The organism is Streptomyces sp. NEAU-YJ-81, assembly GCF_017592595.1.
Classification (GTDB): domain Bacteria; phylum Actinomycetota; class Actinomycetes; order Streptomycetales; family Streptomycetaceae; genus Streptomyces; species Streptomyces hygroscopicus_B.
The window spans coordinates 13,283-28,516 of sequence record NZ_JAGFNO010000030.1; the positions used below are offsets into that span (position 1 = coordinate 13,283).

Annotated in this window: 13 protein-coding genes; 5 read left to right on the top strand and 8 right to left on the bottom strand. The window is 73.0% G+C overall.

Annotated elements, in window-relative coordinates:
- Window positions 1–49: 49 nt before the first annotated feature.
- Entirely contained in the window at window positions 50–1,201 is a 1,152-nt protein-coding gene (locus J5X86_RS40140) for a ferrochelatase (protein WP_208521573.1), read from the bottom strand.
- Window positions 1,202–1,319: 118 nt separating this feature from the next.
- Here J5X86_RS40140 and J5X86_RS40145 point away from each other — a divergent pair, with 118 nt between their 5' ends.
- Together J5X86_RS40145 and J5X86_RS40150 are read left to right on the top strand one after the other, a co-directional pair.
- Window positions 1,320–2,576: an MFS transporter gene (locus J5X86_RS40145; protein ID WP_208521574.1), complete on the top strand. Its 1,257-nt coding sequence runs from the start codon at window positions 1,320–1,322 to the stop codon at window positions 2,574–2,576.
- Window positions 2,530–3,855: a D-arabinono-1,4-lactone oxidase gene (locus J5X86_RS40150; RefSeq protein ID WP_208521575.1), complete on the top strand. Its 1,326-nt coding sequence runs from the start codon at window positions 2,530–2,532 to the stop codon at window positions 3,853–3,855. Before J5X86_RS40145 ends, J5X86_RS40150 begins: the two co-directional genes overlap by 47 nt.
- Window positions 3,856–3,859: 4 nt before the next feature.
- Here J5X86_RS40150 and J5X86_RS40155 read toward each other — a convergent pair whose 3' ends face one another.
- The gene (locus J5X86_RS40155; RefSeq protein ID WP_208521576.1) at window positions 3,860–4,693 is read right to left on the bottom strand and encodes a hypothetical protein; all 834 of its coding nucleotides are present in this window, start codon (window positions 4,691–4,693) and stop codon (window positions 3,860–3,862) included.
- Window positions 4,694–5,049: 356 nt separating this feature from the next.
- Between J5X86_RS40155 and sepH the strand changes: the two genes are divergently transcribed.
- Window positions 5,050–6,132 (top strand): septation protein SepH, encoded by a 1,083-nt coding sequence (gene sepH, locus J5X86_RS40160; protein WP_208521577.1) that lies wholly within the window; start codon window positions 5,050–5,052, stop codon window positions 6,130–6,132.
- Between the two features lie 90 nt (window positions 6,133–6,222).
- Here sepH and J5X86_RS40165 read toward each other — a convergent pair whose 3' ends face one another.
- On the bottom strand, window positions 6,223–7,059 hold the full coding sequence (locus J5X86_RS40165; protein WP_208521578.1) for a sulfurtransferase: 837 nt from the start codon (window positions 7,057–7,059) through the stop codon (window positions 6,223–6,225).
- A gap of 287 nt (window positions 7,060–7,346) precedes the next feature.
- On the opposite strand from J5X86_RS40165, the gene J5X86_RS40170 reads away from it, so the two are divergent.
- A complete protein-coding gene (locus J5X86_RS40170) occupies window positions 7,347–8,120 on the top strand; it encodes a VOC family protein (protein ID WP_208521579.1) in 774 nt (257 codons plus the stop codon).
- Between the two features lie 63 nt (window positions 8,121–8,183).
- On the opposite strand, the gene J5X86_RS40175 is transcribed toward J5X86_RS40170, so the two are convergent.
- From J5X86_RS40175 to J5X86_RS40190, 4 genes are all read right to left on the bottom strand, one after another.
- On the bottom strand, window positions 8,184–8,828 hold the full coding sequence (locus J5X86_RS40175) for a thymidine kinase (protein ID WP_208521580.1): 645 nt from the start codon (window positions 8,826–8,828) through the stop codon (window positions 8,184–8,186).
- A gap of 43 nt (window positions 8,829–8,871) precedes the next feature.
- Window positions 8,872–10,113, bottom strand: a complete 1,242-nt coding sequence (locus J5X86_RS40180; RefSeq protein WP_078644229.1) for an alkaline phosphatase family protein — start codon at window positions 10,111–10,113, stop codon at window positions 8,872–8,874.
- Window positions 10,113–10,709 (bottom strand): DUF5998 family protein, encoded by a 597-nt coding sequence (locus J5X86_RS40185; protein WP_030842663.1) that lies wholly within the window; start codon window positions 10,707–10,709, stop codon window positions 10,113–10,115. The genes J5X86_RS40180 and J5X86_RS40185 overlap by 1 nt, the downstream gene beginning before the upstream one ends.
- Before the next feature lie 62 nt (window positions 10,710–10,771).
- Window positions 10,772–13,708, bottom strand: a complete 2,937-nt coding sequence (locus J5X86_RS40190; RefSeq protein WP_208521581.1) for a bifunctional GNAT family N-acetyltransferase/acetate--CoA ligase family protein — start codon at window positions 13,706–13,708, stop codon at window positions 10,772–10,774.
- Window positions 13,709–13,898: 190 nt separating this feature from the next.
- Here J5X86_RS40190 and J5X86_RS40195 point away from each other — a divergent pair, with 190 nt between their 5' ends.
- Window positions 13,899–14,180, top strand: a complete 282-nt coding sequence (locus tag J5X86_RS40195) for an HPr family phosphocarrier protein (protein WP_020867963.1) — start codon at window positions 13,899–13,901, stop codon at window positions 14,178–14,180.
- A 183-nt stretch (window positions 14,181–14,363) separates the two neighbouring features.
- On the opposite strand, the gene J5X86_RS40200 is transcribed toward J5X86_RS40195, so the two are convergent.
- Window positions 14,364–15,119, bottom strand: coding sequence for a GntR family transcriptional regulator (locus tag J5X86_RS40200; protein WP_308124864.1), 756 nt, complete (start codon window positions 15,117–15,119; stop codon window positions 14,364–14,366).
- Between the last annotated feature and the right edge of the window lie 115 nt (window positions 15,120–15,234).

A 15,234-nucleotide genomic window follows, 5' to 3' on the forward strand; every position in this document is an offset into this window, starting at 1 on the left:
CCTTAGCGGATTGCCCGGACGGGCAGCGGCGGTGGCGGGGCGGGGACGCTCAGTCCGAGCCCGCGGCGGCGGGGCGCGGCGAGCGGGCCGGACAGCAGCCCACCGGGCATACGTCATGGCTCGGGCCGAGGGCGCCCAGGGCGCAGCGCTCCGGGGCGGCCGCGGCCCGGTCCTCGGCGAAGCGCTCGGTGGCCGCGCGCTCCAGCACCAGATCGCGCACGCCCGCGGCGAACCGCGGATCGGCGCCGACGGTCGAGGCGCGGGAGACCGGCAGACCGAGCTCGGCGGCCTTGGCCGTGGCCTCGGTGTCGAGGTCGTACTTGACCTCCATATGGTCCGAGACGAAGCCGATCGGGACCATGACGACGGCGGGCACGCCCTCGCCGTGCAGCTCCTCGAGGTGATCGCAGATGTCCGGCTCCAGCCAGGGGATGTGCGGCGCGCCGCTGCGCGACTGGTAGACCAGCCGCCAGGGGTGCGGCGCACCGGTCTCCTCGCGCACCGCGTCGGCGATCAGCCGGGCCACATCGAGGTGCTGGGCGACATACGCGCCGCCCTCCCCGTCCTCCGTGTGCGCCTCCACCGGGCCGGAGGTGTCGGCGGCGGCGGTCGGGATGGAGTGCGTGGTGAAGGCGAGGTGGGCCCCGGCGCGGCGCTCCTCGGGCAACTGGGCGAGGGCGGCCAGCGTGGCGTCCACCATGGGCCGCACGAAGCCGGGGTGGCTGAAGTAGTGCCGCAGCTTGTCGACGCGCGGCAGCGGCAGGCCCTCGCCCTCCAGGGCGGCCAGGGCGTCCGCGAGGTTCTCGCGGTACTGGCGGCAGCCGGAGTACGAGGCGTAGGCGCTGGTGGCCAGCACCAGGATGCGGCGGTGGCCGTCGGCGGCCATCTCGCGCAGGGTGTCGGTCAGATACGGCGCCCAGTTGCGATTGCCCCAGTAGACCGGCAGGTCCAGGCCGTGCTCGGCGAAGTCCTTGCGCAGCGCGTGCAGCAGCTCGCGGTTCTGCGCGTTGATCGGGCTGACCCCGCCGAAGAGGAAGTAATGCCGGCCGACCTCCTTCAGCCGCTCGCGGGGGATGCCCCGCCCGCGCGTGACGTTCTCCAGGAACGGCACGACGTCCTCGGGGCCTTCCGGCCCGCCGAAGGAGAGCAACAGCAGTGCGTCATAAGGGTCGGGGGAAGGCTGTACTGACTGATCCGGCATGCTTCCGATCCTGCCACCAGCCGCTGACAGGCGGGAAACGGCCCTGCGCGAACCAGGGACATGCCCGTAATCTGTATCAGCTCGTACGATCCTTACCCTGCTCACGGCGGAGCCTGCCTTGCCCAGTACCAGCCCCTATCGTGCGATCTTCGCCGCCCCCGGAACCAAGGAGTTCTCCGCGGCCGGCTTCCTCGGGCGGATGACGCTGTCCATGGCGGGCATCGGCGTCGTCACCATGGTCTCCGAACTCACCGGCCGGTACGGGCTCGCGGGCGCCCTGTCGGCCATGCTGGCGCTCTCCGCGGCCTCCATCGGCCCGCAGATATCCCGGCTGGTCGACCGGCACGGACAGCGCCGGGTGCTGCGCCCGGCGACCCTCGTGGCGCTCACCGCCGTCTGCGGACTGCTGCTGAGCGCGCACCGGGGCTGGCCCGACTGGACGCTGTTCGTCTTCGCCGCCGGGGCCGGCTGTGTGCCCAGCGTGGGCTCCATGGTGCGGGCCCGCTGGGCGGCGATCTACGGGGACTGCCCGCGCGAGCTGCACGCCGCGTACGCCTGGGAGTCCATCGTCGACGAGGTCTGCTTCATCCTCGGGCCGGTCATCTCGATCGGGCTGTCCACCACCTGGTTCCCGGAAGCGGGCCCGCTGCTGGCCGCCTGCTTCCTGGCGGCCGGGGTCTTCTCGCTGACCGCGCAGCGGGCCACCGAGCCCGTACCGCATCCGCGCGGGCAGCACACCGGCCGTTCGGCACTGCGCTCGCGCGGGCTCCAGGTGCTGGTGGCCACCTTCGTGGCGACCGGCGCGATCTTCGGGGCGATCGACGTGGTGACGGTGGCCTTCGCCGAGGACGAGGGCCACAAGGGCGCGGCGAGCCTGGTGCTGGCGGTGTACGCGCTGGGCTCCTGTCTCGCGGGCGCGGTCTTCGGACTGCTGCGGCTGAGCGGATCGGTGTCCCGTCGTTGGTTGTGGGGTATTTGTGCGATCGCCGTGAGTATGATCCCGCTCCAACTGGTCGGGAACCTGCCGTTCCTGGCCGTGGCGCTCTTCGTCGCGGGCCTGGCCATCGCACCCACGATGGTCACCACCATGGCCCTCGTCGAACGCCACGTACCACGCGCGCATCTGACCGAGGGGATGACCTGGGTGAGCACCGGGCTCGCGGTCGGGGTGGCGCTCGGCTCGTCGGCCGCCGGAGGGGTGGTGGACGCGGCCGGGGCCCGGGCGGGGTACGCGGTGCCGGCCGTGGCCGGGGTGTTCGCGGCGGCGGTGGCGTTCCTCGGGTACCGCCGGCTCCGGCCGGCGCCACAGCGGGAGGGGTCGGGTGCGGATGGCCGTCAAGACCATGAAGACCGTACGGAGCAGCGTGTGGCGTAACTGGGCGGGGAATGTGACGGCCCGCCCGGTGCGGAGCGTCGCGCCGTCGTCCACTCAGGAGCTCGCCGAGGTGGTCCGCCGGGCGGCGGCGGAGGGGTTGAAGGTGAAGGCGGTGGGCTCCGGGCACTCCTTCACCACCACGGCCGCCACCGACGGGCTGCTCATACGCCCCGACCGCATGGCGGGCGTGCGCGGGCTGGACCGCGAGGCGGGGACCGTGACCGTCGCCGCCGGCACCCCGCTCCGGCAGCTCAACGAGACGCTGTCGGCCCATGGGCTGTCGCTGGCCAATATGGGCGACATCATGGAGCAGACCGTGGCCGGGGCGACCGCCACCGGCACCCACGGCACCGGCCGGGACAGCGCCTCGATCGCCGCCCAGATCAAGGGCCTGGAGCTGGTGACGGCGGACGGTTCGGTGCTGCGCTGCTCGGCGGCGGAGAACCCGGAGATCTTCGCGGCCGCCCGGATCGGGCTCGGCGCGCTCGGCGTGGTCAGCGCGATCACCTTCGCCGTGGAACCGGAGTTCCTGCTCACCGCGCGCGAGGAGCCGATGCCCTTCGACCGCGTCATGGCCGATTTCGAAAGGCTCGTGGCCGAGAACGAGCACTTCGAGTTCTACTGGTTCCCGCACACCGGGAACTGCAACACCAAACGCAACAACCGCAGCACCGGCCCCGCCGCCCCGGTGGGCCGGGTCAGCGGCTGGGTGGACGACGAGCTGCTGTCCAACGGCATCTTCCAGGTGGCCTGTTCGGTGGGCCGGGCGGTCCCCGCCACCATCCCCGGAATCGCCAAAATCTCCAGCCGCGCCCTATCTGCCCGGACCTACACGGACATCCCTTACAAAGTCTTCACCTCTCCGCGCCGAGTGCGCTTCCTGGAGATGGAGTACGCCGTGCCGCGCGAGGCCGCGGTCACCGTGCTGCGCGAGCTCAAATCAACCGTCGACCGGTCCGGATTGCGGGTCAGCTTCCCGGTGGAGGTGCGCACCGCGCCCGCCGACGACATCGCGCTGTCCACCGCCTCCGGGCGCGAGACCGCGTACATCGCCGTCCATCTGTACCGGGGCACCCCGCACCGGGCGTACTTCACGGCGGCCGAGCAGATCATGATCGCCCACGGCGGCCGTCCGCACTGGGGCAAGCTGCACAGCCGCGACGCGGGATACCTGTCCGGGGTCTATCCGCGGTTCGGTGAGTTCACGGCGGTACGCGACCGGCTGGACCCGGACCGGCTGTTCGCCAACGACTATCTGCGGCGGGTGCTGGGCGACTGACACGTCACGGCCCGTCGGTGGCGCCGGGCGTGGGCGTGACATCGCCGGAACCATCCGTTCCGCCCTCCGTGGCACCTCCGGACGGGGTCCGGGAGGGGCCGGGGGTGGCGGGCGCGGAGGTGCCGGGCGCGGTCGTGCCGCCGGTGCCGCTCTCGGGGCCGGAGCCCTTGCCGGAGCCGGACGATCCGGACGAACCGGGCGTCGGCGCGGTCGACGCGTCGGCCGCGCCGCCCCCGCGAGAGGTACGTGGAGACGGTGTCGGATCGCCGCCGCCCCGGGACACGCCGGGGCTCTGGGACGGGGCGGCCGGGCCGCGGCGCGAGGGGCCGGGGGTGGACTTCGACCCGGAGGAGCCGCTCACGCTGTCGCTGACGGTGGTTCCGCTCCGGCTCTCCCCCCAGACGTTGGACACCGGGCCTCCGGAGTACATCTCGATCCCCGTGATGACGCTCATGGCGGTGACGAAGACCGCCAGCGCCCCGAGGACGTGGCGCCGCCTCCCGCGCAGCCGGGTGCCGTGCGTGGTCGGCTCGCCGTACTCACCGGCCGCCCCCTTCCGCCGGAGCGTGACGGGCCCGGCGGGCCGCCGGGGCCCCGTCTGGACCCGCACCTCCTTGATCTGCTCACCGGTGCGGTGGAACAGATGCTGGAAGACGGTGCCGCCCGCGGTCGCCACCACGCTCATCACACCGGCGCCCAGGATCGTCCCGTAGACGCCCAGTTTGGAGGCGAGTACCGCGGCGGCGATGGCCGCCAGCGCGCTGCCGGCCACATGGGCCACGCTCAGCTCGATCCGCCCGCTCTTGGGTTGTCCGTCGCCGTCGGCCTTACCGTGCATCTCCCGCCTCGCTTGGACATTCGTTCCAGCCTGCAGGGAGAAGTGACCGATAAACGAAGCAGATCGTTCCGATTCTGTCGTTTCTGTGAAACTTGCCACCCAAATTGGGCCTCACTTCGAAGGATTCAGGCTCCGATCCCCCTTCCGGCCATGAACTCGGCTGGCGTGCCGCTCCACCCGAGCGGCCCGAATGGAGTACTGTGGCGAGCCCTGGCCCCGCTTTCCCGTCCGGCCGCCCGGACCCAGCGGGAGGGGTCAGAAGGCGGCAACCAACCGGCCCGGGCAACTCGGCAAAGTTGTGGCAGGCTGCACCCGGGCAGGCCACACTCGTCTAGCGGGAGAGCAGCGACGCAACCGTGACGTCGGCAGGCACCACCCGGGAGGTTCCCATGCCCGAACTGCGTGTCGTGGCCGTCAGCAACGACGGCACACGGCTGGTGCTCAAGGCTGCGGACAGCACGGAGTACACGCTTCCCATCGACGAGCGACTGCGCGCCGCGGTGCGCAATGACCGCGCTCGGCTCGGCCAGATCGAGATCGAGGTCGAGAGCCATCTGCGGCCCCGTGACATCCAGGCCCGTATACGTGCCGGCGCCACGGCCGAAGAGGTCGCGCAGATGGCGGGCATCCCCGTCGACCGCGTGCGGCGCTTCGAGGGCCCGGTGCTCGCGGAGCGCGCCTTCATGGCCGAGCGCGCCCGCAAGACTCCCGTGCGCCGCCCCGGCGAGAACACCGGACCGCAGCTCGGCGAGGCCGTAGCGGAGCGACTGCTGCTGCGCGGCGCCGAGAAGGACACCACGCAGTGGGACTCCTGGCGGCGCGACGACGGCACCTGGGAGGTGCTGCTGGTCTACCGGGTCGCCGGTGAGCCGCACTCGGCGAGCTGGACCTATGACCCGCCCCGGCGGCTGGTCCAGGCGGTGGACGACGAGGCGCGGTCGCTGATCGGCGAGGCCGACGACACGCCCGAGCCCAGCTTCCCGTTCGTGCCGCGGATCGCCCGGCTGCCGCGTGACCGGGATCGGGACCGCGACCGGCCGTCGTCCGAGCGCTTCGACGACGACTCCCCGGCGGCCACGCCCGCGTCCGCCTCGCTGGACGACGGTCTCGGTGAGCGGGACTCGCTCACCAGCCTGCTGGAGGCCGTGCCCAACTTCCGGGGCGACATGGTCGTGCCGGAGTCGCCGGTCGCGTCGGCCGCTCCGCCGGAGGAGCCCGACGAGGAGCCGGAGGCCGTCGAGCCGCCCGCCTCCGCGGCGAGCGCGGGTTCGGCGTACGCGGATGTGCTGATGCCGCGTTCGGTGGCGGGCCACCGCGACCGGCTGACCGGTACGACGGACCGCCAGGCGGAGGCGGACGGCGTCCGCCCGGGCCGCCGGGCCGCGGTGCCGAGCTGGGACGAGATCGTCTTCGGCACCCGCCGCAAGAAGCAGGAGTAGCAGCGAAGGAAGCCGCCGGCCGCACCACGGCCGGCGGCGGCCGATCCGGGCCCTGCCACCGCACGCCGGTGGCGGGGCCCTGCGGCGTGTTCAGCCCCGCTCGGGGCCCGTGGCCACCGGACGGTCGCCGTCGGAGGACCATTCGCTCCAGGAGCCGACGTACAGCGCCGCCGGAACGCCCGCGACGGCCAGCGCCAGGACCTGGTGCGCGGCCGAGACCCCGGAGCCGCAGTACACCCCGACCTCGCCGTCCTCCGTGGCGCCCAGGGCCGCGAATCGCTCGGCCAGCCGGTCGGCGGGCAGGAAGTGACCGTCGGCCGTGACGTTCTCCACCGTGGGGGCGGAGACCGCGCCCGGGATATGGCCGCCGACGGGGTCGATGGGCTCGACCTCGCCCCGGTAGCGCTCGCCCGCGCGCGCGTCCAGCAGCACCCCGCGCCGCGCGAGCGCCGCCGCGTCGTCCGCCTCCAGCAGTGGCAGGGCCCCGGGCCGCGGGACGAAGTCGCCCTCGGGCGCGTCCGGTTCATCGGTGGACAGGGCGCCGCCGACCGCCGTCCAGGCGGGCAGACCTCCGTCGAGCACCCTGACGGACGGATGCCCCGCCCAGCGCAGCAGCCACCACGCGCGCGCCGCGGCCCACCCCTGTCCGCCGTCGTACGCCACTACGCGCCGGTCCTGGCTCACCCCGGCCCGGCGCATCGCGGCCGCGAACGCGGAAAGATCGGGCAGGGGGTGGCGGCCGGTCTTTCCGGGCGGGGCCGCGAGCTCGGTGTCGAGATCGACGTAGACGGCACCGGACAGATGCCCCGCCTCGTATGCGGGGCGGCCGGGCGGCCCACCGAGTTGCCAGCGCACATCGAGCAGGAGCGGAGGCTGCTCCTCCGCCAGCTCACTCATGAGATCGGATGCGGTGATGATGGCATGCATAGGAACCATCCTTGCGTAGATATCTCTGCGTCGATTGGACCACCCGGTCACCCGGTGTACGTCCGAGTGACACCAGAGCGCAATGAAGCCGAAACGGACGTGCGGTAGTAATTCAGACATTCTGCTGCGGGGTACGGCGAATTGCGGTTCCGCCAGGGCGCCATGTGCGACAGGTGGTGAAAACATCGGTCGGACCCCCCGCATCAGCACCTCCGCACGACCGTCCCGCGCCGCCGACCGGCCCGGGGCCGCATGTCCACCACGATGGTCCGAGGAGAGATTGACGTATGACCCAGGCAGCGACTCGGCGCACACCGGGCACGCCCTGCTGGACGAGTCTGATGGTGCACAGCCTTGCCGCGACACAGGACTTCTACCACTCCCTGTTCGGCTGGGAGTTCACACCGGGCCCACAGCAGCTCGGCGCGTACGTCCGCGCGGTCCAGGGCGGCCGGCCGGTCGCCGGGTTGAGCGAGCTGCCTCCGGAACGCCATTTGCCCGTGGCCTGGACGACCTATCTGGCGTCCGACGACACCGATGAGACCGCCGAGATGATCCGCGCCTGCGGCGGCACCGTGGCGGTGGGCCCGCTGGACGCCGACGAGGCCGGCCGGATGCTGATCGCCGCCGACCCCGAGGGCGCGGTGTTCGGGGTGTGGCAGGAGTCCACGTACACGGCGGAGGAGACCGGGGCGCCGGGCACCCCGGTCTGGCACGAGCTGCTGACCCGTGAGGGCACCGGGGTCCACAAGTTCTACCGGATGGTCTTCGGCTACCAGGCGGAGACGGCGGCCGGGGAGGAGCCCGGCTGCCGCACCCTGCACCTGGACGGCCGGCCGGTCTGCGCGATCCAGAGCGTGGGCGACGCCCTGCCGCGCGACCGGGGCCCGTACTGGATGACGCACTTCGCGGTGGACGATGTGGACGACACGGTGCGCCGGGTCACCGAGTTGGGCGGTCAGGTGGTGCGGCCGCCGTCGCGGGGAGCGACCGGCCACCGGGCCACGGTGCGGGACCCGGAAGGGGCCGCCTTCACCGTCGTACGGCGCGCCGAGGGATAGGCGGGAGCGCCGGCCGGAGGGCCAGGGGCTGAGGGGCTGAGGGGCTGATCAAAGGGAGACCCCTCAGTCGACGGGCAGCACATCCGGCGACAGGGCGGCGGCGCGGGCTCCGGCGGCCGTCACCCGGTGCCGGTGGTGACGTCGGCACAGCACCTCGTAACCGACCTCGCTCTCCGGCCGGTTGACGTCGCCCACGACGACCTGGGCGCCCTCGACGACCATCTGGCCGCCGACGGTACGGGCGTTGTGCGTCGCCCGGGCGCCGCACCAGCACAGCGCCTCCACCTGCAGCACCTCCACCCGGTCGGCGAGCTCCACCAGGCGCTGGGAGCCGGGGAAGAGCTTGCTGCGGAAGTCGGTGGTGATGCCGAAGGCGAAGACGTCCAGCTCCAGGTCGTCGACCACCCGGGCGAGTTGGTCGATCTGGGGCGGGGTCAGGAACTGCGCCTCGTCCACGATGACGTAGTCGACCCGGCCCCCGGCGGTCAGCGCCTGGACCACATGGTCGTAGAAGTCGAGGTCGTCGGCGACCTCGACCGCCTCGGTGGCAAGACCCAGCCGTGAGGAGAGCTTGCCCTCGCCCGCCCGGTCGTCCCGGGTGTAGATCATGCCCTGGAGCCCGCGCGCCGAGCGGTTGTGCTGGATCTGCAGAGCGAGGGTGCTCTTTCCGCAGTCCATCGTTCCGGAAAAGAACACCAGCTCGGGCATGGGGAAGCGGAGCCTTTCGTAGGGCGGGGGTGAACGGGGGCGCTCAGGAGCGTACTTCGAGGAGCGGCACCAGCTGCTCCACGGGGGTCATCGAACCGTGCAGCCCGACCATGGCGGACTCCTTCGGCTCGGTATGCGAGGCGACGATCGCGACGTCGTCACACGCGGCGGCCACGATATCGCCGATCCGGCGGTAGACCCGGTCGTCGACGCCCTTACCGCCGCCATCGGCACCGCCGGGCCCGCCGAACCAGCCCGCCTCGATGGCCTCGTCACGGCCGGCCACCCACATCCGCTCCCCCAGCACCTCACGCCAGACGGCCAGCACATCACCCGCGGCGCCGGGAACGGCGTACACATGGCGGGCGCGGCCCTCGCCGCCCAGCAGCGAGACGCCCGCGCGCAGCTCCCAGTCCTCGTCGAAGTCGATGCGCGACTCCGGGTCGAAGGGGATGTCGATCATGCCGTGGTCGGCGGTCACATAGAGCGCCGAGCGGGGCGGGAGCTGTTCGGCGAGCCGCTGGGCGAGCCCGTCGACATAGCGGAGCTGATCACGCCACTCGGGCGAGTCCACGCCGAAGCGGTGCCCCTTGCCGTCCACCTCGCTGTAGTACGTGTAGACGAGCGAGCGGCCCGCGGCGCCGAGTTGCTCGGCCGCGAGGTCCATCCGCTCCTCGCCGGTGAGCCGCCCGTGGAAGGTGCCGCCACTCAGGGCGATCTTGGTGAGCGGGGTCTCGGCGAACGTCGGCGCGGAGACCTGGCAGGTGTGCACGCCCGCGGCATCCGCGAGCTGGAAGACGGTCGGATACGGCTGCCAGTCGTGCGGATCCGTCCAGGGCTGCCAGCGCAGCTGGTTCATCAGCTGGCCGGTGCCGGGGTCCCGCACCGTATAGCCGGGCAGACCGTGGGCGCCGGGAGGCAGTCCGGTGCCCACCGAGGCGAGCGAGGTCGCGGTGGTGGACGGGAAGCCCGCGGTGAGCGGCTTCCCGGCACCGCCCAGCGAACTGGGCAGCAGCGAGGTCAGGAAGGGCGCCTCGCCGGGGTGGGCGCGCAGCAGCTCCCAGCCGAGGCCGTCGACCAGGAAGACGCAGACGCGGTCGGCGGGTGCGAGCCCCAGACCGGAGGAGAGCCCCGGGACCTCCTGGCCCGCGGCGACGGCGGGCAGCAGATCGGCGAGCGAGCCGGTGCCGTACTTCGGCAGGGGGGCGGAGCGGGGGTCGAGCGGGGTGGGCTCTGGCCAGAAGGAGGCGGCGGAGGGCAGCGGGCCGGTGGCGGAGCCGGACATCAGCGGCCGGTGTCCGGCGTGGCCGCGGTGGCCTCGGAGAGCGCCTGGGCGAAGGCCAGGGTCTGGCGGACGGTGTCGGGGCCGTCCCCCGCCTCGCTGACGCGCAGGCTGAGGTCGTCGGCGGTGGACGAGCCCGTATAGCCGTGGTCGGCCTCGCAGTTGGGGTCGCCGCAGGCGGCGGGCTCCAGGTCGAGGCGGCTGACGGCCCCCCAGCCGATGGTCAGCACCACCTCGCGGGGCAGTGTGCCCGGCGTGTACGACTCGGGGTTGGCCACGACCCGGCTGAGCACGACCGAGGAGATCCGCTGGAGCTTCACGGACTCGGTGGAGGTGGTCGCGTACGGCGACGGGGAGGTGCCGTCCGCGGCCTGCTCGTCGGTGTGGCTGACGATGAAGCGGTTGCCGGTGAGGACCAGGACCGTGACATGGCGGCGGACCTCGTTGGCGTCGAAGGTGGTCTCCTGATGGACCAGGTACGACACGATGGGCTCACCACCCACGGCGGCCTCCACCGCTTCGGCCACGAGTGCCGGGTAATAGCCGCTGCGCTCGATCGCCGCGCGCAGCCCCTGGGTCGTCGTACCGGTCTTCGCCATGTGCACCATCCTACGGGGCCGCGCCGACACCGGCGCCGGTGCCCGCCAAGGCGCCGGACGACTCAGTAGGCGGGCATGTGGCGGGGGCCCAGGTCGGTGCGCGGGGGCGGCGGGGCGAGCCGCGCCGAGGCGCCGAGCACGGAGAGGCCCTGCTGGGCGACGACGACGGGTTCGAGGTCGACGGCGACCATCTCGGGTTGGTCGTCCACCAGGCGGGACACCCGCAGCAGCAGTTCCTCCAGGGCCGCGGTGTCCACGGGCTTGGAGCCGCGCCAGCCGAACAGCAGCGGCGCGGTCCGGATGGACCGGATCAGCTCGGCGGCGTCCCGGCCGGTGACGGGGACGAGGCCGTGGGCGGTGTCGCCGAGCAGTTCGGAGGGGGCGCCGGCGAGCCCGAAGGAGAGCACGGCCCCGGCGGCGGGGTCGATGGCCGCCCGTACGACGGTGTCCACGCCGCGTGGCGCCATCCGCTGCACGACCAGCCCCAGTTCCTCGGGCCGGCCCAGGTAGTCGGTCAACTCGGCGTAGGCCCGGCGCAGTTCCGTCTCGCTGCCCAGCTCCAGCCGTACCCCGCCGAGGTCGGCGCGGTGGCGCAGGTGGGCGGCGGTGGGCTTGAGCGCGACCGGGAAGCCGAGCCGCTCGGCGGCCCGCACGGCGGCGTCGGGGTCGGGCGCGGGGAGGGCGGGCAGCACGCTGACGCCGTAGCGGGCCAGGAGGCGCTGGGTGTCGGCGGCGGACAGCTCGACGCCGAGGCCCGCGTCGTCGCCGGTCCCGCCGCCCGTGCCGCCGCCCTTACCGTCGCTGGTCCGGACGCCCGTGGCTTCGCCGGTCCCGCCGCCTGTGCCGCCGCCCTTACCGTCGCCGGTCCCGCCGCCCGCGCCGTCGCCCGGGGTGACGTCGGCCGGGGCGAGCAGCACCTGGATGTCGGCGGCCGCACCCGCCTCGTCGATGTCGTCGTACTCGGGGACCCGTCCGGGCTCGGCGGCCTCCTGCCGCCAGTGCGCGTACCGCACCGCCTCGGCGAGCGCGCGCACGGCCCGCTCGGCGGCGGGATAGGCGGGGATCCGGCGGGTGCCGGGGGCGGGCTCGCCGCCGGTGCCGGCCAGGGCCTCCGCGAGCTCCTGGATCTCCAGGTGGACCACGGCCACCGGCTTGGCCGGACCGGGCCCGGAAGCCTGGGCCGCCTCCCTTACGGCCGTCGCGAGGGCCTTCGCGCTGCCGTCGCCGTCCCCAGGGCCGGCATTCCCGTCGCCGACCCAGGGGATGGCGGTGACGACGACGGCGTCGCAGGCGTCGTCGGTAAGGGCCTCGGTCAGGGCGCGCCGGAAGTCGTCCGGGGCGGCAGCCGTGGTCAGGTCGCGGGGCGGCAGCGGGCGGAGCCCCTCGGTCAGGCAGGCGTCGTAGGTGATCAGGCCGAGCGACTCGGAGTTGCCGAGGATGGCGACGCGTGGACCGGCGGGCAGCGGCTGGGAGGCGAGCAGCACCCCGGTGTCGGCGAGTTCGGTGACGGTGTCGACCCGGATGACGCCCGCCTGCCGCAGCAGATCGGAGACGGTGGCGTCCGGGATCTGTGTGGTGGGCACGGCATGGCCGGTGGGGGCGCTGCCGGTGTGGCGGGCGCCCTTGACGACGACCACCGGTTTGACGGCGGCGGTGCGCCGGGCGAGCCGGGTGAACTTGCGGGGGTTGCCGATCGACTCCAGGTACATCAGGACGACGTCGGTGCGCGGGTCGTCGTACCAGTACTGGAGGAGGTCGTTGCCCGAGACGTCGGCGCGGTTCCCCGCGGATACGAAGGTCGATATCCCCGCGATCCCGGCGAGGCTCGCCAGCCCGGCGCCGCGCCGGTGCAGCCCGGACAGCAGCGCGATGCCGATCGCCCCGGACTGGGTGAACAGGCCCAGCCGGCCGGGGTTGGGCAGCTGCGGGGACAGGGAGGCGTTCAACCGGACGCCCTCGGCGGTGTTGCTGACGCCGAAGGCGTTGGGGCCGATGACGCGCATGCCGTAGGACCGGGCCTGGCGGACGAGGTCGCGCTGCCGGTCGCGGCCCTCGCTCCCGCTCTCGGCGTATCCGGCGGAGAGCACGACAAGGCCCTGGACGCCGTGCTCACCGCATTCGGCCACGACGGCGGGCACCCGCTCGGCGGGGACGGCGACGACGGCGAGGTCCACGGGCTCCTCTATGGCGCGCAGCGAGCGGTGGGCAGGGACCCCCTCGGGCTCCAGGTGCGCCATGTCGTCGGGGAAGGCGTGGTTGACGGCGTGGACGCGCCCCGTGAAGCCGCCGTCCAGGAGGTTGCGCAGCACGGTGCGGCCGACTCCGCCGGGCGTGCGGCTGGTGCCGATGACGGCGACGGAGCCGGGCGCGAGCAGCCGCTGGACGGAGCGGGCCTCGGCCCGCTGCTCGCGGGCGCGCATGACGGCCAGGGAGCGGTCGGTGGGTTCGAGGTCGAATTCGAGGCGGACGACGCCGTCCTCGAAGCTGCGCTTCTGGGTGTAGCCCGCGTCCGTGAACACCTTGATCATCTTGGTGTTGGCGGGCAGCACCTCGGCGGCGAACCGGCGGATGTCCCGCTCGCGTGCGACGGCGGCGATGTGTTCGAGGAGCGCGGAGGCCACTCCGCGGCCCTGGTGGGCGTCCTGGACGAGGAAGGCGACCTCGGCCTCGTCGGCGGGGGCCGCGGCCGGCATCCCCCGTCCGTCGATGCGGTCGTAGCGCACCGTGGCGATGAACTCATCCCCCACGATGGCCGCCAGGCCCACCCGGTCGACGTAGTCGTGGTGGGTGAAGCGGTGGACGTCACGGTCGGAGAGGCGGGGGTAGGGCGCGAAGAAGCGGTAGTACTTCGACTCGTCCGAGACCCGCTCGTAGAAGCTGACCAGCCGCTGGGCGTCATCGGGGGTGATGGGACGGATCTGTGCCGTGCCGCCGTCCCGGAGCACCACATCGGCTTCCCAGTGGGTCGGGTAGGCGTGATGGTCCGACGGGCTCCGCATGGGGCCCAGGGTACGGGCCCGCCCGGTCCGGATGGTGGACACCCTTGCGTCGGGGCCGAGTGTCGGGGGAAGGTCCGTATCGGGCCAGTCCGGGCATGCCCGGGCTCACTCGGACATAGACCGGGTGGATCCGGACACCGTATGATTTTGGTCTAGACAACAGCACCCGTCACACCTGAAGGGCAACACCATGGCTGAGCGCCGCGTCACCATCGGCTGGGCCGAGGGCCTGCACGCCCGCCCTGCGTCGATCTTCGTCCGGGCGGCCACCGCCGCCGGCGTCCCCATCACGATCGCCAAGGGCGACGGCACCCCGGTCAACGCCGCCTCCATGCTGGCCGTGCTGGGCCTCGGCGCCCAGGGCGGCGAGGAGGTCGTCCTCGCCTCCGACGCGGACGATGCCGAGGTCGCGCTCGACCGGCTGGCGAAGCTGGTGGCGGAGGGCCTCGAGGAGCTTCCCGAGACCGTCTGATCCCCCCTCTGATTCACAGGTGATTCCCGTGTGAATCAAGGATTCGACACGGCGGGGCCGCGGTGACCATTACGGTCACCGCGGCCCCGCTGTTTTTCCGTTTCCATCCCGACTCGGAGTACCGAGAACCGGGCGCCGCGAAACCGCGCCGGGAATTCCCGAGAGTTGTATACGGGATCGCTGTTAATTCCGGCCGCTCGCCGTGTTTACGGAATGTTTCGAAGCCCTCACCGGGGTGGGGCGGCGCTGCCGGTATTCCGCCAGCGCGCGCTCGGTGTGCGCCGCGGCGAGCGCCCGCGCCCGGTCGGCGTCGCCGCGCGCCACCGCGTCCACCAGCGCGCCGTGCTCCGCCCAGGACTCCACGGCCCGCGCGGCCGGGTCGGGGCGCCGGGCGCCCCCGGGCGGTGCGGGCTGCGGCGCGGGAGCGGCCGCGTACACCCACACGGTCTTGCGGCGCAGCTGGACGAGCATCGCGGCCAGGCTCGGGCTGCCGGACGCCTGGGCGAGCGTCTCGTGGAACCAGTCGCCCAGCGGCCGCAGTTCACCGAGCCGGCCGTGCTGGGCCCGCTCCCGGCCGAGCCGGACCAGCCCGCGCAGCACCTTCAGATGGGCCTCGGTGCGGCGCTGTGCGGCCCGTGCGGCGCCCAGCGGCTCCAGCAGCGCCCGGATGTCCAGCAGATCGGCCGCCTCGCGCTCGGAGGGCTGGGCGACGCAGGCACCCGCGTGTCGGCGGGTCGTCACGAAGCCCTCGGACTCCAGGGTGCGCAGGGCCTCTCGGACCGGCACCCGCGAGACGCCGTAGCGCCGGGCGAGAAGTTCCTCGGTGAGCCGGCTGCCGGGCTGATATGTGCCGGAGACGATGTCGTCGCGAATCGCCGTACACACCGCATGCGCCGAAATCCGGCGACCGCTCTGGACCGCGGTCGTATCCCCGCTCACTTCCGGTCCCACATTGTCGAACCTCCGCCTTAACGCCCGCGAAACGCATCCATGGAACGCGCATTGAACGACTCTATTCCAATCGGACGTCATTTCCGATGGCGGAGTGCATTTC

Excerpts from the sequence above, each read along its gene's own strand:
- J5X86_RS40195 (WP_020867963.1), top strand. The coding sequence starts at position 13,899 with ATGGCTGAGCGCCGCGTCACCATCGGCTGGGCCGAGGGCCTGCACGCC.
- J5X86_RS40140 (WP_208521573.1), bottom strand. The coding sequence starts at position 1,201 with ATGCCGGATCAGTCAGTACAGCCTTCCCCCGACCCTTATGACGCACTG.
- J5X86_RS40165 (WP_208521578.1), bottom strand. The coding sequence starts at position 7,059 with ATGCATGCCATCATCACCGCATCCGATCTCATGAGTGAGCTGGCGGAG.
- J5X86_RS40190 (WP_208521581.1), bottom strand. The coding sequence starts at position 13,708 with ATGCGGAGCCCGTCGGACCATCACGCCTACCCGACCCACTGGGAAGCC.
- J5X86_RS40180 (WP_078644229.1), bottom strand. The coding sequence starts at position 10,113 with ATGTCCGGCTCCGCCACCGGCCCGCTGCCCTCCGCCGCCTCCTTCTGG.
- J5X86_RS40150 (WP_208521575.1), top strand. The coding sequence starts at position 2,530 with ATGGCCGTCAAGACCATGAAGACCGTACGGAGCAGCGTGTGGCGTAAC.
- J5X86_RS40170 (WP_208521579.1), top strand. The coding sequence starts at position 7,347 with ATGACCCAGGCAGCGACTCGGCGCACACCGGGCACGCCCTGCTGGACG.
- J5X86_RS40185 (WP_030842663.1), bottom strand. The coding sequence starts at position 10,709 with ATGGCGAAGACCGGTACGACGACCCAGGGGCTGCGCGCGGCGATCGAG.
- J5X86_RS40155 (WP_208521576.1), bottom strand. The coding sequence starts at position 4,693 with ATGCACGGTAAGGCCGACGGCGACGGACAACCCAAGAGCGGGCGGATC.
- J5X86_RS40175 (WP_208521580.1), bottom strand. The coding sequence starts at position 8,828 with ATGCCCGAGCTGGTGTTCTTTTCCGGAACGATGGACTGCGGAAAGAGC.